The sequence below is a fragment of the Pantoea alfalfae genome, assembly GCF_019880205.1.
Lineage (GTDB): Bacteria > Pseudomonadota > Gammaproteobacteria > Enterobacterales > Enterobacteriaceae > Pantoea > Pantoea alfalfae.
On record NZ_CP082295.1, the window covers coordinates 47,180 to 71,686 of the forward strand.

Below are 24,507 nucleotides of genomic sequence, written 5' to 3' on the forward strand. Positions count from 1 at the left end.
TTACACTTCACCAGCCTCTTTTTACGCCATTTTTACGGGCCTCCCGGTTTAATTGACGGCACCGGGCGCTTGTGCGCCTCTTATCGGAAAGCCGTGAATGAAATGCATTAATAAGCCCTGGTCCATACCGGGCTGCCGCGAGGCGGCATTAGCCGATCTTGCTGAGCAGCAGCGCCTTCGCCTCATTTCGCCCCGCAAGTGGTTCCGGGATGCTATTGAGGCCAGTACCGATCCGTCACTGCTGAACTATCGCCTGGTTGCGCAATGGATGGGCACAACGATACCCGACAGCCGCGCGCTGATTCTGGCCCTCAACAACAGCCTGTGCTTCGGGCTTTATCGTAATGGCCGACAAATCGGTTTTGCCCGGGTTGTAACTGACATGGCTGAAACCTGGGTAATCCGGAATCTGTTTATCTCGCCGGAGTATCGCTTTGTCGGGCTTGGATCCTGGCTGCTGCACTGCTGTCTTTCTCATCCTGGCACCAGAGGCTGCCGCCGTATTATTGCAATGGGTGAACCCGTGCCGGATTTTTTTGAGCGAAACGGATTCATCGCCTTTCCCTCACTGCCTGGCGTCTGGGTGACGACTCTGCACGATAGGATTAATGATTCAATCTGCGCCAGAAGCGCCAGCAGGCATTAAGCGGACAGGGCGCGCACTCATGAGCGGTTTTCTCCAGTTTATCCTCCGACCTCAGCTTAACAGCCGCAGGCTGCCAGGCTTGATCGCCTGTCCACAGCCTTCAATCAGGGAACACACCATGTCAGGCCTTATCCTTGTTTCTCATAATCAATCGCAACGCTCGACGCTTACTGCAGTTTATGACGGGATACTCTCCCGGCTGGGCGGCCTCTGGATTAGCTGGAATGGTGAAAGCACGGTTATCTCTCAGGATGCGTCAAGAGCCGATGTTGCGAAGCAGCACGATCGGTATGAAACCGTGACCTTCCCCTATACGCCGGGCGAGCTTAATGAGGGATACCATAATTACATTCATAAAGGGCTATGGCCTGTTTTCCACCAGCGTCCGGACATGGCCCGTTTTTCCACCAATGGTTTTCAGGAATATAAAAACATTAATAAAGCCTATGCGCGGGCCATCTGTGAAAATGCCACACCAGACGATGTTATCTGGATTCAGGATTATCACCTGCTGGGCTGTGCCCGCTACATCCGCGAAGAGGGCCTGCCCAATTCAGTCGGCATCTTTCTGCATCAGCCTTTCCCGGCTGGCAGAATGTTTGAAACCATACCCGAGTGGCGCTGGTTTACAGAGTCGCTGTTGTGTTGTGACCTGATTGGCTTTCAGACCGTGCAGGATATGAATAACTTCCTCGTCTGGCTGGAGAGCGAATTCCGGCTGGAATGGCTGGAAGCGCACAGCTTTCGCATTCATGGCCGGATCATCAACGTTGGTGTGTTCCCGGTCGGGATCGACCTCGACGATGTTGAGTCTCTGCGTGAGAGTAACAGCTGCGCCTATATGGAAATGCAGTGCCGCGAAAGTCTGCCCGAAAATAGCGTATTGAGCGGCGGCCATCTTGATGAGAGTTCAGGACTGCCTTATCGAATCAGCACGCTGGAGGTGCTGCTGCGGAGGCATGATTGCTACCAGAAAAATATCACGCTGTTGCAGCTTGCGCCGCCGGCAGCCGGACACGCACATGATGCGTCACAACTCGGTCACGCTCTGGAAGCGCAATGTGGAGAACTCAATGGTGTGCATGGCACCATGAACTGGTATCCGGTGAACTATCTGACTCACGCTTACAGCCGGGAAGAGCAGGCCGGTATCTATCGTGCCTCACGCGTTGCGCTGGTTACGCCGCTCATGGCGGGCATGAGCCTGATGGCCAAAATGTACGTCGCGCTGCAGGACCCGAAAAATCCAGGGGTACTTATCCTGTCGCAGTTTGCCGGTGCCGCCGGGCAGATGGAAGGTGCCATCATCGTCAATCCTTATGATCCTGATGCCATGGCCAGTGCGGTCCATCGCGCCCTGCAGATGCCGTTACACGAACGGCGCTGTCAGCACGCCCGTCTGATGAAAGGCCTGCATATGCACAACAGCCATCACTGGGCTGCGTCATTTTTGCGGATGCTGAACAACGTGCCTGCTGACCCGGAAGCGTTGCCGCCGCCCGCGGCTTTTCCACGACTGAGTAGTAGCCGCGCGAGGTACTGAGTTGTCAGATTTCATAAAAACCAGCACTTCAGTAACCCGATCTTCGGACGTCAAAAAGTGAGCGTCACCGATGACAGCCAAAAGGTGATGTCCTTAGAACTTTTCCTGAAATAAAAGTGACCTGTTTTGTTAGTCCGTTTCAGGCAAGGTTCCTCATCGCAATGCGATGCAGGAACGGCATTTTGCTCAGCATCTTCAGGCGGACATCCGTGTCGCAGATTGCAAAGCAAATTAGAGAAATGTGTGGTTTCAGACAATTTACGCGGCTACGACTTCCCTGAACCGCCTCTGACGCCAGGCCTGAAGGCGTGCTTTTTCGCACGCCAGGCGATGACAAACGCAACAGCCATAAAGGCCAGAAGCGCCCAGGGGAATGACTCAGCACCGGCATTATTGAGCAGCAGCCCGCCAACGACCCCGCCGCTGGCAATGGCCAGATTCCATGCGGTAGTCACCATCGCCTGAACGACATCGACATAATTGCCCGCCGAGTCGGCAGCGGCCGTCTGCATCTGAGTTGACGCGCCGCCAAACGACCATCCCCAGACGATGACGGCCAGAAAGACGAGAACCTGTTGCCGCATGCCTGCGGCGAGCACCACAGAGACAACCGCCAGGGCCGCAAGGCTGAGCAGAACCAGATTGCGCAGATAGCGATCTACCAGCATTCCGGTAATCCAGATGCCGATAAGTGCCGCAATGCCAAAAACCAGCAGGATAAGTCCGACGTTTGCAGCCAGTCCCGACAGCTGCAGGAACGGGCCAATAAAGGTGTAAAGAATGTTGTGTGCCGTCATCCACAGAAAGATAACCGCCAGAACGGGTGTGACGCCGGGCATCAGGAAAACGTTCCACACAGGGAGGCCACGGCCTGACTGCTGCCCCGGCAGATCAGGAACCACGATCCATGTCCAGATGAACAGAATCACGGCCAGGGCTGCCATGATCCCAAAGGGCACTCTCCATCCTATCAGGCTGCCCAGCCATGCGCCTGCCGGCGTACCTAGCGACAGAGCCACCGGTATGCCAACCATAGCAATAGCCAGTGCGCGACCCTGTAACGCAGCAGGAACGAGGCGGCGTGCATAGCCTGCCAGGATCCCCCATGCCAGTCCGGCTGCCACACCCGACATAAAACGGGCCGCCATCGTCAGCCAGTAACTGGACGAAAGGGTGGTCATGGTATTGAAAATCAGAAAGGTGCCGACGGCAAGCAGCAGAACTTTTTTACGCCGCCATGCACCGGTCAGCACCGTTAACGGGATCGCCGCAAGCAGCGATCCCAGCGCATAAATACTGACCAGCTGGCCCGCCATCACCTGAGTAACACCCAGGCCTTCGCCGATTTCCGGAAGAAGACCTGCCGGTAGTGTCTCTGTCAGGATGGCAATAAAGCCCGTCATGGCAAAGGCCAGCAGGGAAGCCAGAGGCAGACCCCGCTGGGGGGTGGTTTCATGGAATTCTGAAGTGGTGTGCACGTGAGCCCCTTTTTAAATCGTTGATAGCGTGAAAACCCTTGTGGCAAAAAATTTTCTGATTAATGTATCGATTGGTATATATCTGAAGCTATAGGCCGGCCTGAGCCTTGTCAAGCACATATGTATCGATTAGTATTTAAATCTGACAGGTAAAAACAGGAGCGGATATGGCTCAGATGGGACGTCCACGGACATTTGATCGTGATGAGGCAATTCGTCAGGCGATGACCCTTTTCTGGCAGTATGGCTACGAGTCCACCTCGCTTGCCATGCTTAAGTCGAACCTTGGTAACGGTATTACCGCACCGAGTTTTTACGCTGCGTTTGGATCAAAAGAGGCGCTGTTTGAGGAGGTGGTTGAATGCTATGCGTCGACTTACGGCCAGGTTAACGATTGCCTGTGGGATGACACGTTTGAGCCTCGCGAAGCTGTCGAACTGGCATTGCGCCGTTCGGCAAAAATGCAGACAGAACCGGGGCATCCCAGCGGCTGCCTGATTGCGCTGTCCGTGAATACCTGTTCACCCGCTAATGATCACATCCGTGAAATTCTGACTGTGCAGCGCGAACGGACAAGGGCGGGATTTTTGCGATGTGTCACGAGAGCGAAAGAGGCGGGACAGCTGGCTGCCAGTACAGACGTGCGGGCGCTGGCGGTAACGCTCCACAGTTTTGAACTCGGCCTGTCAACGGAAGCCCGGGATGGGGCAAGCGGTAAAGAACTGGATGCGGCGGTATCCGCCGTGATGAAAGTCTGGGATGCGAATATCTCTGATGCTAAGAATTGATGAGTAAGATCGTTTTTAGCACGCAGCACGCGTGTAAAAGGTGCAGCTATACAGATGCGTAAAGCCGTTTCCCCCATCGACTTGATCTCCACTTCATTCCGATTATCGGCTATCTCAATGACCTGATCATCGAACCATCAGGCATCATGCTGGTGGTGCATCTCATTCCAGCCGAAGTCACGCATGAGCATCGGGAAAGCGCAGTGCAGGCCAGCAGAGGTCCTGTCAGTCGCATAACGGCGGGAGTATTTATCGTGATTTGGATAATTTGCGGCATCTTGCTGGTCAGCAGCGGATACGATTTTATGCCGCTAATCAGTCAGGCCATTGCAGAGATTAAGGCATGTTTTTTCTAAAAGCACGGTAATCGATTTCCCAGCCATTCAGTTTGTTGTATAACGCTGTTCGTGAAATGCCCAGCAACTGGGCCGACTGACGCAGATTCCCGTGTTGATCACTTACAACCTGTAAAATATGCATACGCTCAAGATTTTGCAGTGAGGATGGCATATCTTCGGACACATCACTGGGTAAATTCTCCTGCAGCGATTCCGGCAAATCGGATCGGGTAATTTCAAATCCTTCACTCAGGTTAACGACACGCTCAATAACATTTTCGAGTTCGCGCACATTTCCAGGCCAATCCCAGGATTGCAGACATGTCATTGCCTCGGGCGCGACCACCGGTGGAATACGCTTCAGACGCGTGCAGAGTGCCTGAATGAAAATGTTCACCAGTTCCGGAATGTCTTCACGACGATCGCGCAATGGTGGGATTTCCAGTGAAATCACATTCAGACGATAATAGAGATCGCGCCGGAACGCGTTTTTCTCTACGGCTTCAGGTAAGTTGCAGTGGGTTGCTACGATAATGCGCACATTAACTTTCACCGGCTGCGCAGCGCCAATACGCAGCACTTCGCTCTCCTGTAAAACACGCAATAAGCTGGTTTGCGCTTCAAGTGGCATCTCACCAATCTCATCCAAAAAAAGGGTTCCGCCGTCAGCCAGTTCAAATTTGCCCGGTGAACCGCCACGACGTGAACCGGTAAAGGCGCCATCGGCATAGCCAAACAGCTCGCTTTGCACCAGATCACGCGGGAGTGCGCCGCAGTTCAGAGCGATAAAGGCTTCCTGATGGCGTGGACTCGCATTATGAATGGCCTGAGCAAACAACTCTTTACCGGTGCCGCTTTCGCCGCTGAGCAGCACTGTGCTGTCGGTACGGCTGCTGACGCGTGCCTTATGGATCGCCTGCTGCAGGCGTGATGAGTGGCCGCGGATCATTTCAAACGTGTAACTGGCGTTCACACCCATTACACGTCGTGTAATCGCGCGGATACGCTGATTTTCACGCAGTGACAGCACGCGTCCGCCATCCGGAGCGGGCATTAACGATATCAGGCAGGAGAGGGGAGCGAGGCCTGCTGGCCTGAACTGCAGCTCAAGGTCATTACAGAAAGGCATGGTCAGCAGCGATCCGGCCTGCGGTCGCAGCAGTTCATCAATCGGAGTATCGCGTGGTTCCAGCCCGCTGAAAATCTGGCGCGCATAGCGGTTAAGCGTTTTGATGCGTCCCTGTTTATCACAGACAATAACGCCTTCATTCAGCGTCTCCAGAATAGACTGTTGTTCAGCCAGCAGGCGTCGTAACATCAGTTGCTGCCCGACAGCTTCCGCCGCCGCCTGAACCGTACCCAGCGTGTGGGCGTTAAAATTATCCGGCGTGGCGGTCAGGGTCAGCACACCAATCAACTCTCCATTTTCATTGCGGACCGGTGCCGCAGCGCACTGTCGGCGACGTTTGCGCAGATCAAACTTCCAGTTCTCACCGCTCAGCACGTACACCAGCCGCTGTTCAATGAGGCAGCGCGCGGTACAGTTAGTGCCCAATACCTCTTCACGCAGAATACTGCCGACCGGTGTCAGGTCGGCCCCGCAAAAATGGAGCGTTACCCCCTGTGCGTCGGTGAGGTTAATGTGCCCATCCGGATTATAGGCGAGCAAATTTTCCATGATGTTGCGCGCAACAAGAATCAGTTCTGCATTGTTTTCGAGAATTGCCGTCAGCTCACTGGCTGGCGGGGCGCTATAGATAAAGCAGTGCGGATCGATAGCGTACTGCTGCGAACGCTGCCAGGAATGCAGAATAGTTTGTCGCAGCGCAGGTGGCTGTTCGCCTTGAATGAAACGCTGCCAGCTCTGCCATAACAGCGCATCCCAGCCGTCAGCGTCTTCCCTGTCCGGCAGGCTGAAAATTGCTTCGCTCTCATCGCGTAATAACAGTTGCTGACTCACACGCCACCTCACGGGATCAAATGCCCATTTTATGGACATGTTAAGTTGACATGTAAATTTTGTTGCCAATTTGTGAGGTGGGGCTGTGGCAGCGCTCACAAAATTTCCCGGATTTCGGTTGGCATCACCTTTGCAACTGTGGATGCAGTTACCTGAACCAAACAAGCGAAGGGAAATAAGTTGTTATGTGCAAACATAATTTACGGCTGATTCTGTTTATCTGCGCCATTGCTTCACTCAGTGGCGTCATTCTGGGTTATGACGCTTCCGTTATCTCCGGCGTTATCGAGCCGCTGACAGAACATCGGTACTTAACCCCGTGGGAGAGTGGCTGGGCAGTATCGAATGTCATTACTGGCTGCATCGTTGGCGCATGGGGCGTGGGCTTCATTTCAGATCGTATTGGCCGCAAATCAACACTGATCCTCACCGCCATACTTTTTTTGCTCTTCGCAGTAGGTGCTACGCTGGCGAGTTCTCTGACCGGGTTTGTTCTCTGGCGGCTGACAGGTGGGCTGGCAGTCGGGATGGCATCAGCGATTACGCCGCTTTATATCGCGGAGGTTTCACCGAAAGACTGGCGGGGCCGCATGCTCGGCCTGCAGCAGATGCTGATGGTCGGTGGACAGGTAACGGTCTATATCGTGAATTACCTGATTGCACGCGGTATGCCGCATCAGTGGATTGTCAGTGAAGGCTGGCGCTGGATGCTGGCCTCCGGCGTGGTGCCCTGTGCGCTATTCCTGCTGCTGGTGCCATTTATGCCGGAGTCGCCGCGCTGGCTGGCGCTGAACGGTAAAAAAGATCGCGCCCTCGACGTGCTGACCCGTCTTTCAAATGCCCGGCACGCCGGGCGACTGTTACAGGAGATCCTGACGTCACATCAGCATGACAACGCCCGGGCCAGCCAGCCCGGCATTCTGCGGGATGCACGGGCACGCTATATCCTGCTGATTGGCTGTGCCATTGCCATTTTGCAGCAGATCTCCGGTATCAACATCCTGCTCTATTACGCGCCGTCACTCTTACAAAACATCACCGGCAGTACCCAGTCTTCCCTGTTTCACAGCATTTTCCCTGGACTTGCGCTGCTGGCTGGTGTGGCCGTTTGTCTGAGTACCATCGATCGTCTGGGCCGGACGCTGCTGCTGCGCTGGGGGGCACTGGGATGTGTGCTCTCTATGGTCTTCACCGCCTGGGCATTTATCGCCGATGCTGGAGGGATGTTGCCAGTGATGGGGCTGTTAGCCTTTGTGCTGATATTTGGCCTTTCCTGGAGCCTGGGTGCCTGGCTGTTGATCTCTGAAATCTTTCCTAATCGTATCCGCGCCGTAGCGATGGGCTTTGCGTTTGCCTCAATGTACGTCGCGAATTTTATCGTTACGCAAAGCTTCCCGATGATGAACCGCAGCCGGGTGCTGATGGAACACTTTCATGGTGCCTTCCCGCTGATGCTGTGTGCGGTGGGATGCCTTATCGCGTTCTGGTTTGTCCGTCGTTTTTTACCGGAAACCCGCGGCGTTTCGCTTGAGCATATTGAGCCGCTGATGCTCTCCAAATCCCGTCGTTTCGCCGCTGATGCGCAACCATCTCATCAACACCCGTCCTCGCCCGCCTGGGCTAAAGCGAAATAATAAGGAGTTTTTATGAACCATCAAACAGTGCGTGTGGGTTTAATTGGCGCAGGCCGCATGGGCAGTTTTCATGCCGAAAATCTGGCCTGGCGCGTGCCTGGCGCCACCCTGGCAGCCGTGGCCGATCCGTTTCCTGGCGCGGCGGAAAAGCTCGCCAGCCGGCTTGGGGTCAGCAAAGCGTACAGCGATCTGCATGCGCTGCTGCAGGATGATGAAATTGACGCTATCGCGATTGCGGCTCCTGCCCGGACACATACAGAGTGGGTGATCGCGGCGGCTAATGCCGGCAAACATGTGTTCTGTGAAAAGCCAATGGCAGTGACGCTGGAGGAGGCCGATCGCGCTATCGCGGCGGCAAAACAGGCCGGCGTGGTGTTACAGGTAGGCTTTAATCGCCGCTTTGATTCCGGCTTTGCTGCGGCGATTGCGGCGGTGAAAAACGGCGAGAATGGTACGACGCAGCTCAGCCGATCGGTAACCCGTGACCCGGGCCTGAACGATCCCGCCCCGATTCCGCAGTGGACAATTTTCCTTGAAACCCTCATTCACGATTTTGACACCCTGCTGCACTTCAATCACGGCGCGAAGCCGGTTGAAGTCTATGCGCTGGCCGATGCACTGGTGCGGCCAGACTTTAAAGATAAAGGCCTGCTGGATACCTCGGTTGTCACTATTCGCTTCGACAACGGCGCCATCGCGATTGCTGAGGCAAACTTTCAGGCGGTGTACGGCTACGACGTGCGTGGCGAGGTCTTCGGCAGCAAAGGCATGCTTCAGGCGGGCCACATCAATGCCAATCACTGCGTGCGTTATACCGCCAGCGGAATTTCGGTCGATACGTCAAGACTGGATTCAGATCTGCTGCGCGAAGCGTACGTGGCAGAAATGAGTGAGTTTGCTCACTGTATCCGCAGCGGTGAAACGCCCCGCGCCACCGGCGAAGACGCGCGAAACGCGCTGGAAATCGCGCTGGCCTGTATCGAATCTGTGCAGCGCAACCTGCCGGTTAAGCTGGGAGCTCGCTGATGGCCGTTTATCAACTTTCCGTATGCGCTGAAATGGTATTTCTGGAACTGCCGTTTGTTGAGCGCGTAAAACGCATTCACGAACTGGGTTTTGGCGTCGAAATCTGGGGATGGGCCAGCAAGGATATCGATGCGCTGGTCGCGACCGGTGCGCGCTTTACCTCTATGACCGGTTATCTGAGCGGTAATCTGACGGATGAGACGGAAATCCAGCAACTGCTGCAAAGCGCTGAAGCGTCGCTGGCCGTAGCTGCACGTCTCGGCTGTCCGGTACTGAATCTGCATGGCACCGGGCTTGACGATCGCGGTCTGCCGGTAAAACCCGTGACAACGGTAACCGGCGCAATGTGGCTGAAGGCCGCCGATACGCTGCGGCAGGTTGCGCTTCTTGGCGAACGAGCCGGACGGGTTTTCACACTCGAGAACCTTAACCTGCCGGTCGATCATCCAGGCACACCCTTTGCCCTGGCGTCTGAGACGCTGGCGCTGGTCGAGGCGATCAATAGCCCGGCGCTGAAGATGAATCTGGATCTCTACCATGCGCAAATTGGCGAAGGCAATCTGATTGAACTGCTGCGGCGCTGCGGTTCCGCCATCGGAGAAATTCAGGTTGCCGATGTACCTGGCCGCCAGCAGCCGGGCACCGGGGAGATCAATTACCGTGCTATCGCCCGAACGCTGCAGGAGATGGGTTACAGCGGCACAGTGGCTATGGAGGGCTGGGCCAGCGGCGATAGTACAGCGGCTATCCAGCAGTTCCGCGATCACTTTACGTTGTAAGCGCAGTGCGTCGGATATCTGCCTGTTGCCCGACGCAAAATAAAGTTAATGAAAACAATAACAACCTCAACCCTACAGGAACACACTATGAACATCAGAAACCTCCTTCTTTGCCTATGCGTCCTGCTGTTTAGTGTCAGTGGCAACGCCAAAACCCTTACCGTTGGCGTCGCACTGGCTAACTTCGACCTTAACTTTGTCTCTATACTTCGTACCCGCATGCAACAGGAGCTGAAAGCCAGCCAGCTCAACAGCCAGTTTGTCGATGCCAAAGGTGATGTCGCGCTGCAGGTGCAGCAGGTAGATGACTTTATCAACCAGGGCGTAGACGCCATTATTCTTAATCCGGTCGATACCCAGGGCGTCTTGCCGATGATTAATGCGGCAAAAAAGGCCGGTATTCCGCTGGTTTTTGTGAACCGAAAACCGGAAGTGAAATTGCCCGAAAACATGGCGTATGTCGGCTCTGATTCGGCGCTGGGCGGCGAAATGCAGATGGAAGCACTGGCAAAAAAAATGAACTACAAAGGCAATGTGGCCATTCTTATGGGGGCGCTGTCGAATGAAGAGGCTCGGGAACGTACCCGCGCGGTAGAAGCCGTTATCAGCAAATATAAGAACATGAAAGTCATTGAGAAGCAGACGGCGAAATGGCAGCGCAATGAAGCGGTAGATGTCGTGTCAGGCTGGCTGCTGAATCAGCGTCCGATTGATGCCATCGCCGCAAATAACGATGAGATGGCAATCGGTGCCATCATGGCGTTAAACCAGGCGAAGAATGAAAAAATTCTCGTGGCCGGTATCGACGGAACACCGGACGGTCAGCAGTTCATTAAAAACGGCAAGATGGCGCTGACTATTTTTCAGGATGCCAGAGGACAGGCCACAGGTGCGGTCCAGGTGACCAAAGCGCTGCTGGATAAGAAGAAAGTTGAGACGCTTAACTGGGTGCCTTATCAGCTTATTACACCCGAAAATTACCTGACGTTTTCTGCTGAGCATGCCGGGTAGTTTTTCATCCAACGTAGCTGTACACCTTTGGTGCTGACGAGAACTTAATCACTCTTTATAACCAAAAATCATGATGCGCGCGAGTTCAGAACGCTTTCAGTAAAATGGGGGAAAACGGATTGTAATAAGCGCGCATATAGTCTTTGTTTGCGGTTCCCGTGTTTATTTGCACTTATTTATCTCTGATAGCGTTGCTGATCAGATTTGGTCCTCTATGAATATTTCCCACAGTGCTTCAACAGCCCAGGACATTCTTGCCGCGTGTCTGAACAGCCTGAGCTCCAGGGGAACTCAACGCGCGCGCTCCTTATTAGCCTGATTTACAATCCCACCAGCGTAATATGTTTTTTCAGTGTCAGCGCTTTATATAACGCGTTCGCCAGGCTGCCTGACGCTATTTCAGGGTGAGCACCGTCTGAATCGGTCCAGAATGATTTAATACGCAGTAGGGTATTAATGCTGGTGACGCGCTCCATCTCAAGCACAGCCAGCACAGGGTAGCGCATTTCGCCAAGTTGCTCTGTTGTATCTGCCTCGATCACCGCGGCGCGGGACGCCTGACTATCAAAGATAACGTGGCATCGTGCGCCGTTCAGGTTGAGTATGTCGATAACTTCGTAAAGGCACTCAACAGCCTCTGCACTGTAGGTTGCGGGTACGTTAAACATAGCAAATCCCTCTGACGCAAAATGTCGTGAGCAGCCAGCATAGGCGAACTCTAATGAGAGGAGAAGTTACTGTTTTTGCATGAGAAATGTAGAGTTCTAAGGTTACGGTAACGCGCGTTATTTTTACTCTTATTTACGCTGGTACTAAAGTTAAGCGAGGCGCAAGCGGGTCATGGCGGCAGGGCGCGGATTTGACTTAAAGAAACATTCGCACAGGGCGGGCTAATCGTTCCAGTGCGGAGTGTATTTATGGCGGCACGCAGCGCGTCAGCTGCATGCTTTCGCCATTTTACAGGATGAACATCAGGTTAAGTTTAAGATTTATCGCTGTGTTAAATCATAAACTTCTTATATCCGCAGCGCTGAATGTTAAAGGCGTAATGAACTAAAAAGCCTGATTAGCCTTAGGGATTAACGGGATATTCATACGCATGAATTTGCTCAGTGGGTCTGCAGGACAAGAGGAAATCGAATGCTGAGCGCTGCAGGCAATATGTCAGCGGCAGGCACTCTTAACCACAGGCTATCTCTGTGGCACGTAGCTGATCCTGCGTTGCGTTTGAGGCAGATTGGTCCTTATCAGCCTGTATCATTAAGCCGTGTGGCCTGTCATAACGCGCCAGTAATCGCTTAATAAACATCTAATAAATAACTGGTATAGTGACGCAAAAAAATAGTGACGGAAGTTTATCTATGCTGAAGAAATACCGGGGTTCGCAAATTCTTTTCCACTGGCTGACGGTCTTACTGATTATCGTCGCCTATGCCACCATCGAACTGCGCTGGATGGCAGAGAAGGGAACCTGGCAGCGAAATGCAGTGATGATCACCCACTTTTCCGCAGGCTTCTGTGTCATGATCCTGATGATAGCCCGCCTCTGGCTGCGTACCCGTGCTGTAACGCCGCCGATTACGCCGCCCGTGGCACGCTGGCAGATCGGTCTTTCACATCTGGTGCACACACTGATTTATGCGCTGTTTGTGGTCTTACCGATTCTCGGGCTGAGCTCGCGTTACCTGCGTGGCAAAGAGTGGGCCCTGTTTGGGATCAATATGCCTGTGGCGACATCGCCCGATCCCGCCACGGCCAGTATGCTGATTGGCTGGCACGAGACTCTTGCCCCGCTGGGATACTGGTTAATCGGTCTGCATGCGCTGGCGGCGCTGTTCCATCACTATTTTCTGAAAGATGACACGCTGCGCAGGATGATGCCGTAACTGCGTCTGCTGACATCCCGGAGCGGGACGATTGTAAACGGTCCGGCACTCAGGTGTCGGATGAACAGGAATATTGAGAACAATCAGGCTCTGGCTGATATCGAAATATGCTATCACGGCTTTTATGGTCGTGCTGATTTCAGAAGCGGCTAAACGTAGCGATCGCCTGGGCGGCTTACTTGCGGCCTGACCTCTGGTTACCGTGCTGGTGCTTATCTGGATGAAGGTAGAAGGACAGACCCAGGCAAAAATTAGTGCTCATGCCTGGTACACCTTCTTGTATGTGGTGCCGATACTGCCCATGTTTATTCTGTTCCCTTTTCTCTATCAGCGCACCGGCTTCTGGCTGACGCTGCTCATCTCCTGCGCTATCACTCTCCTGCTTTTCGCACTCTGGGCTTTGCTTCTGAAACGCTGTGGTATCGTGCTGATGTAGCGCTAAAGCCGCTAAGGTAAGCAAGTCGTCCTTATTCCATGCAAGCTGGCTAAAAACCGCCTCAGAGGGCGGTTAAAAGCATCTTACCGTGCGCTAAGCGGGCCGGACTCTGGCCTTTGTTGGATGCCCGTCACGCCCGTCATCATGGGTGTGGTCCGGGTCAGGCTCAATGATAACAATATAATCTTTGCCAACCCCGTCACGCGTTAACGTCACTAAATCGCCGGCAACAGGTTTGGAATCAAAATCATGTTCCTCTTCGACGCCAGTATCTTCAAATATCACACCGAATTTCATATTTCCGTCCTCTTTATGATGAGTCGCGCCGTTAACTCGGTTTTATGCTGACGCTTACCTATTGAATTCTAGCCTGGACTGAAAATGCCACTGAGCTCATTGGATTAGCGTGTCGCGATCTGGAATGTAAAAACGGGCGGGAGTCAGGAGACGCAAGGCCACCCGACGGTCACGTTCTGCCGTCATTAATGCCAGGGGCTTCGCGATTTTTCACTGTGGCTGGTTTGCCTGACTCTCTTTATGATGGATTTTCCCGGGTGATTATCGGGAACGATCAATGACTTAGGGAAGTACTCTTGCTATGACCTTATTAAATGACCTCGATCTGCGTCAGCTGGAAGCCTTCCCGGCCGTAATTTCTGCGGACAGCGTCACTGCGGCGGCCAAAGCACGGAACCGCTCGCAGCCCGCCGTCTCTCGCCTGATTCAGGAATTAGAGCAGTCGCTGGGTTATCCGCTGTTTATTCGCAATGGCCCGCGTATCCATCCGTCAGAAGAGGCGTTGCAACTGCATCAGTATGTGCAGAAAGCGCGGCTGTCATTGCACCAGATTCGCTTACGCGCACAGGCGATCGCGCATCAGCAGCATCGTCCACTCAGCATTGCTGCGACGCCCGCACTGGCTGCTGGTTTATTGCCGCAGGCACTGGCTGCGCTGAATGTGCAGAATAAAGTGCAAATCATCAGTGAATCCGCCGTACAGACGGCGCATGCGGTGATCACCGCAGAGGCTGTCATCAGATTATGCAGCTCGCTGCTGGAGCATCACGCGGTCGGATGCCGGCATCAAACTGCTGCCACAATATCCGTCAGCGAATAATCGACACTCAGTTCTATCTGAATGTCCGGAAAGCGTTTCAGCAGAGGCTTTAGTCGGGGCCAGAGAATGGAATCAATAGCGTGATCGTGCGCGGTCAGGATTTCAGCTGTCATTGTTGCATGCCCTGCACATAAGCATTCAGTTTTACCTGGCTTATCAACCAATCCTGCCAGGCCTACACTTAAAAAGTGCCGGGCGTGATGTCCGCGTCCGGCTTTTCCAGCTCTGGAAAACGGAGCCTGCATGAAGAGACTTGCCAATGCTGCAGTGTCCCTGGCACTGTCTGTTTCAGTCACCTACGCAAAGGAGATCACCCCGATGATTACGATTATGCAAAGCGGAGCAAAACCCTCCGTAAAAGGTTCGCCAGACTATTTCACCGGAACGGTTCGTATCGATTCCCCTTTTCAGGGCACTGAGCCTGCGCGTATCGGCGGGGCTACCGTGACGTTCGAGCCTTCTGCCCGCACGGCCTGGCATACGCATCCGCTTGGTCAGACGCTGATCGTGACGGCTGGTGCTGGCCTGGTGCAGGAGTGGGGTGGTCCCGTGCGTGAAATCCGGCCCGGCGACGTGGTGTGGATACCGACCGGCGTTAAGCACTGGCACGGGGCCGCACCGGAGACTGCCATGACCCATATTGCCATCGCCGAAGCCCAGGACGGCAAGGTCGTTGACTGGATGGAGCAGGTCACGGATGAGCACTACGCCTCAGCAGACAGGTCATGAACGTAACCTGATGAAACGGGGTCTCTGCTCCGTTGTCGTGCTGTGCGCTGCGCTTGCTGGAAAGGCGGTCAGCGGCCCCCTGTTCGGGTTTGCTCCGGCTGCCGACGCGTATCTGAAGACGTATCTTTTCGGTGATATTTTCAATCGCAACAACCTGGACTGGAAAAGCCGCGAGCTGGCTACCATAGGGATGCTGGCCGCCATGTCCGGCACTGAGCCGCAGCTGAAAGCGCACCTGAATATGAGCATGAATGTCGGAGTCACGCCGTCTCAGCTTGCTGAACTGGTGGCTTTCTTTATGGAGAATGACGAGCAGGCAAGCGCTGACCGGCTGCAGGCCGCTCTCGATTCAGTCCCTGCCGGTTAAGTTCTTCCGTGTTACAGACATTTTGTTTTTGTCCGGATCCCCGGCCGGAAAGTGTTACAGGCGGTGTTACGCAGGCCAAAAGAACTGCTGATCGTGAAGGATGCAACGCATGTCGATTTATACGATCGTATGGGTAAAATTCCATTTGCGAAGATGACCGACTTCTTCAATCAATACCTGAGTTAGTAATCAGTGAGGCATGCAGTGTCTGCATGCCTTCACCACCGGGAATTAGCATCAACACCGGTCTCTTTTCTGCCCTCTGAAAAGGTCCTGCCGACAGTTACGGCAAAAACATGCAGCCTGACATGACAACGATGACCTTACGGATAACGGGCAAGGCACCCTGTCGGGTTAAGGACAGAGATGTGATCAGTGCTAATTTGAGCATGTCTCACTCAGGAATATCAGCTAATACGCTGACTCTGCTCACGGCGATACTTATGATAATCCTCGTCGCATTCAGCTGAGCAAAAAGCCGTTTCGGCCACGACAGCTTCATCTTTGCACCAGACGCATAAACCGTTGGGACTTATAAGTTTGGTCTTACGGGCTGCCAGAGAAGCGGCGAGATGCGCTTCTTCGCGCTCCTGGGCCAGATCAACATCATCCATAAAATTTCAGAGCCTCATCAACTTTCAAGGATTAAAACACAAACCGTTATGTACAGAGAACGCGTTTGTGTAAACGAATACGTAATTATACAGCAAATCAGACTCATACTTAATCACAGCGCTATATTTCCAACATCTTACACTGACTTTCAGAATTATCAGGAAACAGTACGCCTGAGCCCGCCATTTCTTACTTACTTCCATTAGAGGAAAATATTAATAGCTTCTGCTGAGCCAGCTGGCTTCACAGAAATAATGTTTCAGAGATGACTGTTAAAGCATTCAGTATTTTATTTGCGAGTTGACTCACTGATTCCGGATTATTAATTGTTGTGTAACTATGCAAATAGCCTGAAAGAGTCGCTTAAAAAGCGCGTCAGAGACAACGTTATAATTTATTGATCTCAGCATCAGGTGACGACTGTCTGCATAACACTTTGCGCTGACCTGTTTGACACTTTTCATGATTCAGCATTGAACCCACACCGGTACATTAAAAGTGTAAGAATTAATGCTTAGTGCAGGATTTTCACCTGATTTTAACTACAGTTGTTATCACTCCGATTAAACCACCATGGTTTTACGATGCCGACATCTTTAACCTCCACGCTTTATGCTCGTTTGAGACTGCTGATCTCCATCACTGCCGGACTGATCTGTTATTTTCTGCTCTCTGATCATCCCGGGCAGATGCAGCGGTTACTGATTAGCTGGAATGTCTGGGCCTGGCTCTATCTTGGTATTCTCTGGTTTCGCATGCTGCGTACCGATGCAACGGGCATCAGGCGCATTGCTCAACAGCAGGATCAGAGTGCTGCACTGGTGCTGGGCATTGTGATCGTGGCCTGTATCGTCAGCATTGTGGCCATACTGAGTGAACTCCCCACGCTTAAAGGTCTCACCGGCACGCCGAGACTGCTGCATTTATTGCTGACGGCACTGACGCTGATTGCATCCTGGGCCATGTTACCCAGCGCCTTTGCGATGCATTATGCCCATCAGCACTATCTTTACCGGGATAACAGCGTGAGTCCGCTGAGATTTCCGGATAAAACAAAAAATCCTGGCTACTGGGATTTTCTCTACTTTTCATTCACCATTGCGGTTGCCTCGCAAACGGCGGACGTCGCCACCGGAACAACAGAGATGCGTAAGCTGACGTTATTGCAGTCTGTTATCTCATTTATTTTTAACCTGGCTATTTTGGGTTTATCGGTCAATGTCGGTGCCAGTTTGCTTAATTAGGCTGTTGTCATCAATCGACAGCCGGGCAACGTTTATCCGACGTGAGCTTCTGAAATAATCTGGTCACCTGTCGTGATTATAACAATGTGTAATAAGGTGTTAGCTGCCTCTTCACCAGACACCCGCTGCCGTGTAAGTTCGTGGGTGATTTACGCTATTGGCCCCCAAATCCGATAAGGAGAAATAGAGTGAAAGCCACCGCCATGATCACTACAAGCCTGTTAATGCTGATGAGCAGTGCTCACGCTAAAGGTCTGACGACATCAGCAGAAGGTAACAAGCTTTCCGTCAGCTTTGGTCAGCCCACCATCAAACAGGTTCTGCACTATCGAAAAATGTATGACAAAAAACCATTTCCGGATGCGGAGATTTATTACTACGATAACGGCACCTATAAGATCATTTCTCAGGGTGAAAACCATTACGGCGTTTATGTCATGCAGGGCAGGTTTGAGGATGAAACCTTCACCGTACGCTTTATCTCACTGCCTTCATCCGACTGGGGCAATAAAACGGCCTTTCACCAGTTAACCTTTATCAGAAATGAAAAGCAGAACGTTTTTATTCAGAACGCGATTGTGGATACCGGCGAGGCTATCGCGCAGCAGAACGGCACCTATACGCAGGAAAAAAACAGCGTAACCAATCCGGTTTCAACAAGCTGGGAAAAAAAATAAGTCTCGCCTGGCATGTCTGTCACGCTTGCAGTTTTGACCGGCTGCAACATGGCCGGTCACAATTGTTCTCAAAAGATGAACAGCCGCAGCGTAATGCCCTATGCTTTTCCTCTCAGTAGATGCCCCTGATGCGCTATTCCGGTTGTGTTTAAGGGCAGGGAAGTACACTACCGGTAATCAGTCTGTGAGTCATAACGCCCGCTTTTTACGGATACTAAACTCCAGTCATTCTGAATTTTGTCAGGCCCCGAGGCGTAAATATGGACAGAGCTTTGCCCCTGCTGGCTGTGCAGGATGTGACTTTTTCGGTCGGGGACCGCCAGTTACTGCGACCGGTATCTTTGCAGTTAAATCAGGGCGGTTATGTGTTACTGACCGGTCCATCCGGCAGCGGAAAAAGCACGCTTCTGAAAATCCTTGCTTCACTTATTACCCCAACGACAGGTCAAATCCTTTTCAGGAACAGTGACATCACCACGCTAAAAGCCGAGACCTATCGTCAGCAGGTTTCGTACTGTTTTCAGACGCCACAACTGTTCGGCCAGACGGTTTATGACAATCTTGCGCTGCCCTGGGAGATTCGCCGTCAGAATCCACAGCGGGACAAGCTCGTTGCTGCGCTGGAAAGCGTTAAACTTTCTCCTGACATGCTGGAAAAATCGGTTGAACAACTTTCAGGCGGAGAAAAACAGCGTGTCGGACTGCTCCGCAATCTGCAGTTTATGCCTGACGTACTGTTACTGGATGAAGTGACCAGCGCCCTTGATGAGGAGAACAGGCTGGCTGTACTTTCACTGATTAACCGGATCGTAGCTGAAGAAAAGGTGGCTGTGGTACGGATCAGTCATGATGTCAGCGATATTCAGCAGGCCGGGCACGTGCTGCGCCTTGAACCGTCAGAGAAGGAAAACGAGCGTGAATCAGCATAATATCAGTGACACTTCGCTGTTGCTGTCACTGACGCTGGTCGTCATCGCGCTGTTGATCAGCCAGAAAGAAAAACTTGGCATGGGCAAAGATATTGTCTGGAGTGTTTGTCGGGCGATTGTTCAGCTGGTCATCGTCGGCTTTGTGCTGAAGTCGATTTTTGATGTCAATAACCGCTGGCTGACAGTATTGATGGTGCTGTTTATCTGCGTGAATGCCGCGATTAACGCCCGCAAACGCAGTCAGAATATTGATAACGCGTTTGCGATAGCGCTTGTTTCAATCTTCAGCGGCACCGTCATAACACTGACGATTCTGGTACTGAGCGGCGCGATAGCGTTTGTGCCGATGCAGGTCATTCCCATTACAGGCATGATCGCCGGGAATGCCATGGTTGCAGTGGGGCTCTGTTTCAGCAACCTGAATCAGCGCTTCACTGACAACCACCAGAAAATTATGGAGATGTTGAGCCTGGGTGCATCGGTGAAGCTCGCCTCAGGCCGGATTATTACTGACAGCATTCGCACAGCGATGATCCCGACAGTGGATGCAGCCAAAACCGTCGGACTGGTCAGCCTGCCCGGCATGATGTCCGGACTGATTTTCGCCGGAATCGATCCGCTCAAGGCGATTAAGTATCAGATTATGGTGACGTTCATGCTGATAGGCACCGCCAGCCTGTCAACCATCATCGCCGTCTGGTTATCCTATCGACGTTTCTATAATGCCAGGGCGCAGCTGAAGATATCGGGTACAAAGCAGAATTAATCGTGCTGATGGCTGTGGTAAATATTGCAGTCATTGAATACATCATTTTTTAAAATCAGAATTAAACATTTAAGCGTGCGGATGTGATCAGGACTATGGGAGATATTGGTTGCCTCCGTTTACCCGATTAAGATTGCTTTTATAAAGGAAAGGGATTCTCCCGAAATGCTGAACTAATCGCGCTGGGTCAGCCATTGAAATTAGTTACATCATACATAATGCCGTGCTTTCAGGAGCGTTCCAGGCGGCTATATCGCCTGGAAGTAAGTCAGACGTCTGTAAACAGGGTTTAGCAGCCTGCCAAATTTAGTACTGTAGTGAAAATTATCTGGCCCGATTTACCCGCCTGCGGTCGTCTTTTCGGGGCGAGGAATAGAGACGGATTGCGTCTCAATCTTTAAGAACTGAGTTAACAATGGTCATGCCTGCCGCAGTACTACGTTTGGTAACACTAAGCATTCCTCCACCAAAATAATTGCCCGCAGGTTCGCACACTTTAATCCGTCTTTGCAGATCTGGATCGTTAACATCTACGCCAGAACAACTGTTACGACTGCCAGCCGAAAACTCGCTATATGCCGTATAGGTGCTGATGGTACCCGGAAGTAGCCAGACTAGGGTGGTGAGCAGCATGTAACCTAAAAAGATAACCATCAGAACGGCACCTGCGAAAAGCTTGATGTTATTCATCATGCCTTTCATAGGCTCCCCCTTACCCCATTTTTTTATGATCAAAAAAACGGACAGTCCCAGAGGGAGAACGGCGCACCATAGTGCTTTAAGTACGGGTTGTGCCAGAAAGGTAGTGCGGTCGATTTCATTGAGCCACACAAAAAAAGTAAATATGCAGCCCAAAGCACTGGTGATTATCAGCGCCAGACGAGGTGTCGAACAGGAATTCATCTGTAACTCTCTCCATGAGTCAGTTTTAAGCAGTACGAGTCACGAGAATAACGGCGCGACTGGCACATTCTCTGAACCTGCAGGTAGTAAGGTGGGGCATGGATCAGGCGAAATTATTTTGCGGTTAAAGATTATCATGCTGCTCTTACCATAGACAAAGAGAATGGACTTTTTTTATGTTTTAAATCGTTCCACAACATGAGGAGAGCGAAATGATTGTCAGAACATGGCACGGATGCGTACCGCTCAGGCATGCGGAGGGCTTTGCGACTCACCTGCAAAAGACCGGTGTAGAACATTCAGAAGGGACACCGGGAAATCTGGGAGCCCGTGTGCGCAGGGAAACGCAGGGTGAATGGGAGCATTTTTTTCTTGCTACATACTGGGAAAACGTCGAGGCGATTAAAGCCTTTGCAGGCGATAAGTATCAGATTGCCGTGACATATCCGGATGATGAGCAGTTTGAACTGCTCTCCGATCCCTACGTTTTTCAGCATCAGGTGCAGAAAGTAATGCCTTTATAATTATTTCCCCGCTGCCGCCCGGCGGCGGCTTATGTCTGATTCAGCAAATTTTCTCAGAAGACGTATTGGCCTGGTTCAGTAAAATCAGTCACTTTCCCCCGGGCGAAGAACATCCCTCCGAGTTGACAATCTTTAGCCTTTTATTCAGAGGATCGCCCGATTTTATTCTGCGTTAACGTAACCTCCTCACTTCTGGAGGAAATCATGAATAACAGAAAAATCGTCTTTTCTCTGTGTATGGGCATGATGATTTTTTGGGTTAGCGCATCTGAAGGTAAAACATCTAAGCAAACCGATGATCAGATTCGCCAGCTCATCATAGAGGATTCAATCGACTCATACCCGGGTGTTTGTGCATGCCCCTTTAACTCCGCACGTAACGGCAGTAGCTGTGGCAGGCGCAGCGCATGGAGCAAGCAGGGCGGATATGCACCGATTTGTTATAAAAAAGAAGTCTCAAAGGAGAGGGTTGAAGAGTGGCGTAATAGCCACGACGCTTAGGCCGTCGAGCGAATACATCTCAGGGAAGGAAATAACGTAATAGTCAGCTAAGAACATACCTGAATAGCCGGTTATGGCTTAAGTCTGCTACTGTTATTTTTTAACGAGTCAGTATAAAAAGAATATTGCCGGTCAACGTGGCTCCTTTTACACCTGTTAACTCTGAAAGATAATATCCCGCAAACTGTCAAACCTCTTATCTGCTATTTTATAAAAAAATTAGTCTTACGCGATTGCCGGACAACAGCGTGTCCGGCAATCAGCTATTTTACATCAGAACCAAAGCTCAGCTTAATTCTGCGCCGGCTGATTTTTCTCGGCCTCTTTCTGTTTTTTCTTCGCCATATGGTGACCGACTGCGCAACCGGCTGCGGCCCCGGCAACACCATGATGATGAGCAACATGACCGGCCACGCCGCCGACTGCGGCGCCTTTCAGACATCCTTCGGCGTTAGCCTGTAAATTCACAGACAAAAACAGACCGGTAGCCATAACAATAACTGTTAATTTTTTCATCTTTTTATATCCTGATAGTCATAGTTGCAGGTTGAACTCCGCTGAGCATAGCCAGGCTTTGAGATGTTACGCTCGCCAGGATACACGAATCACGAAGTTAGTTACCTGTCGTTACGCTTTTAGGGCAATGACCAGGGCAATGACAAATGCAGGTGATGCATTATTAATCATGAAGTCAGGCTGGCATCATTTTCAGATGGGATATAAGCGAGAAATGATGCGCATCAGGACAAGATGACGGGGTTGAGCACAGGTTGACTTGTTTTAGCATCGGGCAGCCAGAAAGAGAATCGCGTACCGTTTAATTTGTTTTTTTCGCAGCAGACTTTTCCACCATGGGCCAGCACGATGGCTTTTACAACCGCCAGACCCAAGCCTGTCCCGCCACTCAGGCGGGAACGGGAATCATCGGTGCGCACAAACGCATCCCATATCGTCCTGGCAAAATCCTGATCGATTCCCGGCCCCTCATCGTCTATGTGCACAGCGACGCCTGCTGCATCCTGCTCACAGGAAATCATAACAACGCCCGGGATGGAATAACGGCGGGCATTTTCCAGAAAGGCCAGCATCACCTGTCGGAAGCGTAAAGCATCGCATTCAATAATAGCCGGATTCACTTTCAGCACGAGTGAATGGTGACTGGCTTTGAAATCCTCTTTCACCAGTTCAGCTAACGATTCAATCTCTCTTTTGATATTCACGCGCTCATAGTGAATATGCAGATGTCCCGACTGCGCCAGACTCAGGGTTCTGAGATCCTCAATTAACCGCGTCAGACCATCAGTCTGATGAATCAGATTAACGAAGAGCTTATGATCGGGCGCAAATATGCCGTCCGCTAAGCCTTGAAGTCTCCCACGCAATATCGTCACCGGGGTTCTTAACTCATGAGCGATAGCGGCGTTCCAGGTCCGGCTATCATTTGACAGGGTTTCCAGTGTTTCCGCCATGCGGTTGAAATCTTTGACCAGCGCATTAATCTCGCCAATTTCTATAGCACCTTGACTGGCTCGCGCGCTTAAATCCCCTTCAGCCACGCGTTTTGCACTGTGAGTCAGCGACTCCAGCGGAACGATCATCTGGCGCGCAAAGCGGGCAGAAAAAAACACCGAGACGGCTATCGTTAACAGCGTCGACACCAGCGTGGTAATCCAGTCGCCGGTTGTCCCCATGTCTAAGTCGAGTGGCAACAGCTGACCTGAAAATAATCCGATAACGGTCGGGTAAAGTGAATAGGTGGCAAAGGAGGTCAGAAAAGAGTAGATCGTGACTTTGACGATGAGCCAGTTCAGTTGCCCGCTAAGACCACGTTGCTTCATTTACTCTCTCCCAGGCGATATCCGAAGCCTCTCACATTCTGCAGCAGTCCTGACGCACCCGCATCATCGAGTTTCTTGCGTAATTTACTGATATGGCTGTCAACAGTTCGCGGTAATGTGTCACCTTCCGGAAAACACGCTTCCAGCAGTTCATCCCGGCTAAATACCCGGCTGGGTTCGCGCACGAACTGGGTGATTAGCCTGAACTCGGTTGTTGTCAGGCGTGAGGCAATATCCACCCCGTCAGGTTTAACAACAACGCTGTGCTGCTGTAGGTTAATGGAAAGCGATCGGGTCGAGTAAATATCTTTCGAGCGTGTGATAACCTGGGTACGTCTTAACACGGCCTGAACCCGTGCCACCACTTCAGCCGGATTAAACGGCTTAACGACGTAATCATCGGCTCCGATGCGTAATGCAGAAAGTTTATCCACATCATCGTCATTAGCCGTGAGCATAATAACCGGGATATTTCCCCGGCGACGCACTTCGGCCAGGACCTGCCAGCCGTCCATAATCGGCATACGGACATCCAGTACGATCAAATCAGGTGAGGATGTTGCACAAAACGCTAATGCTAACGCTCCGTTTTCCGCATGGCTTACCGTGAAACCTGAATTCTGCAGATAGGCAGTTAATATTGCGGCTATTTCGACATCATCTTCGACAATTAAAATCACGCTGCTATTCATCCTTATCCTGTCATCGATCTGAATCGGCCCGGACGGCGGCTCAGCGCTTATTCTGAAGAGCGCCGCCGGGTGCGCTATAA

The 24,507-nt window shown here is 52.0% G+C and carries 25 protein-coding genes and 4 pseudogenes; 19 read left to right on the forward strand and 10 right to left on the reverse strand.

Annotated elements, in window-relative coordinates; all coding sequences use genetic code 11:
* Positions 1-97: 97 nt before the first annotated feature.
* Together K6R05_RS20460 and K6R05_RS20465 are read left to right on the forward strand one after the other, a co-directional pair.
* The gene (locus K6R05_RS20460) at positions 98-646 is read left to right on the forward strand and encodes a GNAT family N-acetyltransferase (protein ID WP_222925776.1); all 549 of its coding nucleotides are present in this window, start codon (positions 98-100) and stop codon (positions 644-646) included.
* A gap of 118 nt (positions 647-764) precedes the next feature.
* A complete protein-coding gene (locus K6R05_RS20465; protein ID WP_222925777.1) occupies positions 765-2,189 on the forward strand; it encodes an alpha,alpha-trehalose-phosphate synthase (UDP-forming) in 1,425 nt (474 codons plus the stop codon).
* Between the two features lie 266 nt (positions 2,190-2,455).
* Here the strand turns inward: K6R05_RS20465 and K6R05_RS20470 are convergent, their stop codons facing one another.
* Positions 2,456-3,592, reverse strand: coding sequence for an MFS transporter (locus K6R05_RS20470; protein WP_374206944.1), 1,137 nt, complete (start codon positions 3,590-3,592; stop codon positions 2,456-2,458).
* Positions 3,593-3,834: 242 nt separating this feature from the next.
* Between K6R05_RS20470 and K6R05_RS20475 the strand changes: the two genes are divergently transcribed.
* Positions 3,835-4,455: a TetR/AcrR family transcriptional regulator gene (locus K6R05_RS20475; RefSeq protein WP_222925779.1), complete on the forward strand. Its 621-nt coding sequence runs from the start codon at positions 3,835-3,837 to the stop codon at positions 4,453-4,455.
* Positions 4,456-4,791: 336 nt separating this feature from the next.
* Here the strand turns inward: K6R05_RS20475 and K6R05_RS20480 are convergent, their stop codons facing one another.
* Positions 4,792-6,753: a sigma-54-dependent Fis family transcriptional regulator gene (locus K6R05_RS20480; protein ID WP_374206943.1), complete on the reverse strand. Its 1,962-nt coding sequence runs from the start codon at positions 6,751-6,753 to the stop codon at positions 4,792-4,794.
* A 185-nt stretch (positions 6,754-6,938) separates the two neighbouring features.
* On the opposite strand from K6R05_RS20480, the gene K6R05_RS20485 reads away from it, so the two are divergent.
* The 4 genes from K6R05_RS20485 to K6R05_RS20500 all read left to right on the forward strand — a co-directional run bounded on the left by K6R05_RS20485 (position 6,939) and on the right by K6R05_RS20500 (position 11,203).
* The gene (locus K6R05_RS20485; protein ID WP_222925781.1) at positions 6,939-8,387 is read left to right on the forward strand and encodes a sugar porter family MFS transporter; all 1,449 of its coding nucleotides are present in this window, start codon (positions 6,939-6,941) and stop codon (positions 8,385-8,387) included.
* Positions 8,388-8,399: 12 nt separating this feature from the next.
* Complete coding sequence (locus tag K6R05_RS20490; RefSeq protein WP_222925782.1) at positions 8,400-9,413, forward strand: Gfo/Idh/MocA family oxidoreductase; 1,014 nt, start codon at positions 8,400-8,402, stop codon at positions 9,411-9,413.
* A complete protein-coding gene (locus K6R05_RS20495; RefSeq protein WP_161736490.1) occupies positions 9,413-10,192 on the forward strand; it encodes a TIM barrel protein in 780 nt (259 codons plus the stop codon). The genes K6R05_RS20490 and K6R05_RS20495 overlap by 1 nt, the downstream gene beginning before the upstream one ends.
* An 87-nt stretch (positions 10,193-10,279) precedes the next feature.
* Positions 10,280-11,203 carry a substrate-binding domain-containing protein gene (locus tag K6R05_RS20500; protein ID WP_222925783.1) on the forward strand — a complete coding sequence of 308 codons (924 nt, stop codon included), beginning with the start codon at positions 10,280-10,282 and terminating at the stop codon, positions 11,201-11,203.
* Positions 11,204-11,523: 320 nt separating this feature from the next.
* On the opposite strand, the gene K6R05_RS20505 is transcribed toward K6R05_RS20500, so the two are convergent.
* Positions 11,524-11,871, reverse strand: a complete 348-nt coding sequence (locus K6R05_RS20505) for a hypothetical protein (RefSeq protein ID WP_161736492.1) — start codon at positions 11,869-11,871, stop codon at positions 11,524-11,526.
* 693 nt (positions 11,872-12,564) lie between these two features.
* Here K6R05_RS20505 and cybB point away from each other — a divergent pair.
* Together cybB and K6R05_RS20515 are read left to right on the forward strand one after the other, a co-directional pair.
* Positions 12,565-13,089, forward strand: a complete 525-nt coding sequence (gene cybB, locus K6R05_RS20510; RefSeq protein ID WP_222925784.1) for a cytochrome b561 — start codon at positions 12,565-12,567, stop codon at positions 13,087-13,089.
* A gap of 124 nt (positions 13,090-13,213) precedes the next feature.
* Positions 13,214-13,525, forward strand: a pseudogene (locus tag K6R05_RS20515) (DUF3147 family protein).
* 93 nt (positions 13,526-13,618) lie between these two features.
* Here the strand turns inward: K6R05_RS20515 and K6R05_RS20520 are convergent.
* Positions 13,619-13,822, reverse strand: coding sequence for a hypothetical protein (locus K6R05_RS20520; RefSeq protein WP_013196355.1), 204 nt, complete (start codon positions 13,820-13,822; stop codon positions 13,619-13,621).
* 301 nt (positions 13,823-14,123) lie between these two features.
* On the opposite strand from K6R05_RS20520, the pseudogene K6R05_RS20525 reads away from it, so the two are divergent.
* Positions 14,124-14,597, forward strand: a pseudogene (locus tag K6R05_RS20525) (LysR family transcriptional regulator); the annotation flags it as partial.
* Here the strand turns inward: K6R05_RS20525 and K6R05_RS22245 are convergent.
* A pseudogene (locus tag K6R05_RS22245) lies at positions 14,587-14,887 on the reverse strand (LysR family transcriptional regulator); the annotation flags it as partial. The pseudogenes K6R05_RS20525 and K6R05_RS22245 overlap by 11 nt on opposite strands.
* On the opposite strand from K6R05_RS22245, the gene K6R05_RS20530 reads away from it, so the two are divergent.
* The 3 genes and pseudogenes from K6R05_RS20530 to K6R05_RS22250 all read left to right on the forward strand — a co-directional run.
* On the forward strand, positions 14,886-15,371 hold the full coding sequence (locus K6R05_RS20530) for a (R)-mandelonitrile lyase (RefSeq protein WP_222925785.1): 486 nt from the start codon (positions 14,886-14,888) through the stop codon (positions 15,369-15,371). The pseudogene K6R05_RS22245 and the gene K6R05_RS20530 overlap by 2 nt on opposite strands.
* A 10-nt stretch (positions 15,372-15,381) precedes the next feature.
* Positions 15,382-15,738 (forward strand): carboxymuconolactone decarboxylase family protein, encoded by a 357-nt coding sequence (locus K6R05_RS20535; RefSeq protein WP_309568534.1) that lies wholly within the window; start codon positions 15,382-15,384, stop codon positions 15,736-15,738.
* 72 nt (positions 15,739-15,810) lie between these two features.
* Positions 15,811-15,924, forward strand: a pseudogene (locus K6R05_RS22250) (alpha/beta hydrolase); the annotation flags it as partial.
* Positions 15,925-16,145: 221 nt separating this feature from the next.
* On the opposite strand, the gene K6R05_RS20540 reads toward K6R05_RS22250, so the two are convergent.
* Positions 16,146-16,352 carry a TraR/DksA C4-type zinc finger protein gene (locus K6R05_RS20540; protein ID WP_222925786.1) on the reverse strand — a complete coding sequence of 69 codons (207 nt, stop codon included), beginning with the start codon at positions 16,350-16,352 and terminating at the stop codon, positions 16,146-16,148.
* A 585-nt stretch (positions 16,353-16,937) separates the two neighbouring features.
* Between K6R05_RS20540 and K6R05_RS20545 the strand changes: the two genes are divergently transcribed.
* The 4 genes from K6R05_RS20545 (at position 16,938) to fetB (ending at position 19,969) form a co-directional block, all read left to right on the forward strand.
* A complete protein-coding gene (locus tag K6R05_RS20545) occupies positions 16,938-17,597 on the forward strand; it encodes a DUF1345 domain-containing protein (protein ID WP_161736497.1) in 660 nt (219 codons plus the stop codon).
* 188 nt (positions 17,598-17,785) lie between these two features.
* The gene (locus K6R05_RS20550) at positions 17,786-18,274 is read left to right on the forward strand and encodes a hypothetical protein (RefSeq protein WP_222925787.1); all 489 of its coding nucleotides are present in this window, start codon (positions 17,786-17,788) and stop codon (positions 18,272-18,274) included.
* A gap of 260 nt (positions 18,275-18,534) precedes the next feature.
* On the forward strand, positions 18,535-19,203 hold the full coding sequence (fetA, locus tag K6R05_RS20555) for an iron efflux ABC transporter ATP-binding subunit FetA (RefSeq protein ID WP_222925788.1): 669 nt from the start codon (positions 18,535-18,537) through the stop codon (positions 19,201-19,203).
* Positions 19,190-19,969 carry an iron efflux ABC transporter permease subunit FetB gene (gene fetB, locus K6R05_RS20560; RefSeq protein ID WP_222925789.1) on the forward strand — a complete coding sequence of 260 codons (780 nt, stop codon included), beginning with the start codon at positions 19,190-19,192 and terminating at the stop codon, positions 19,967-19,969. The genes fetA and fetB overlap by 14 nt, the downstream gene beginning before the upstream one ends.
* 390 nt (positions 19,970-20,359) lie before the next feature.
* Here fetB and K6R05_RS20565 read toward each other — a convergent pair whose 3' ends face one another.
* Positions 20,360-20,872 (reverse strand): hypothetical protein, encoded by a 513-nt coding sequence (locus K6R05_RS20565; protein ID WP_222925790.1) that lies wholly within the window; start codon positions 20,870-20,872, stop codon positions 20,360-20,362.
* 212 nt (positions 20,873-21,084) lie between these two features.
* On the opposite strand from K6R05_RS20565, the gene K6R05_RS20570 reads away from it, so the two are divergent.
* The gene (locus K6R05_RS20570; RefSeq protein WP_222925791.1) at positions 21,085-21,396 is read left to right on the forward strand and encodes an antibiotic biosynthesis monooxygenase family protein; all 312 of its coding nucleotides are present in this window, start codon (positions 21,085-21,087) and stop codon (positions 21,394-21,396) included.
* A gap of 237 nt (positions 21,397-21,633) precedes the next feature.
* Complete coding sequence (locus tag K6R05_RS20575; RefSeq protein ID WP_222925798.1) at positions 21,634-21,897, forward strand: hypothetical protein; 264 nt, start codon at positions 21,634-21,636, stop codon at positions 21,895-21,897.
* Positions 21,898-22,188: 291 nt separating this feature from the next.
* Here K6R05_RS20575 and K6R05_RS20580 read toward each other — a convergent pair whose 3' ends face one another.
* The 3 genes from K6R05_RS20580 to K6R05_RS20590 form a co-directional block, all read right to left on the reverse strand.
* Complete coding sequence (locus K6R05_RS20580; protein ID WP_222925792.1) at positions 22,189-22,413, reverse strand: hypothetical protein; 225 nt, start codon at positions 22,411-22,413, stop codon at positions 22,189-22,191.
* A 224-nt stretch (positions 22,414-22,637) separates the two neighbouring features.
* Positions 22,638-23,555 (reverse strand): ATP-binding protein, encoded by a 918-nt coding sequence (locus K6R05_RS20585; protein ID WP_222925793.1) that lies wholly within the window; start codon positions 23,553-23,555, stop codon positions 22,638-22,640.
* A gap of 176 nt (positions 23,556-23,731) precedes the next feature.
* Positions 23,732-24,427: a response regulator gene (locus K6R05_RS20590; RefSeq protein ID WP_222925794.1), complete on the reverse strand. Its 696-nt coding sequence runs from the start codon at positions 24,425-24,427 to the stop codon at positions 23,732-23,734.
* Positions 24,428-24,507 lie beyond the last annotated feature (80 nt).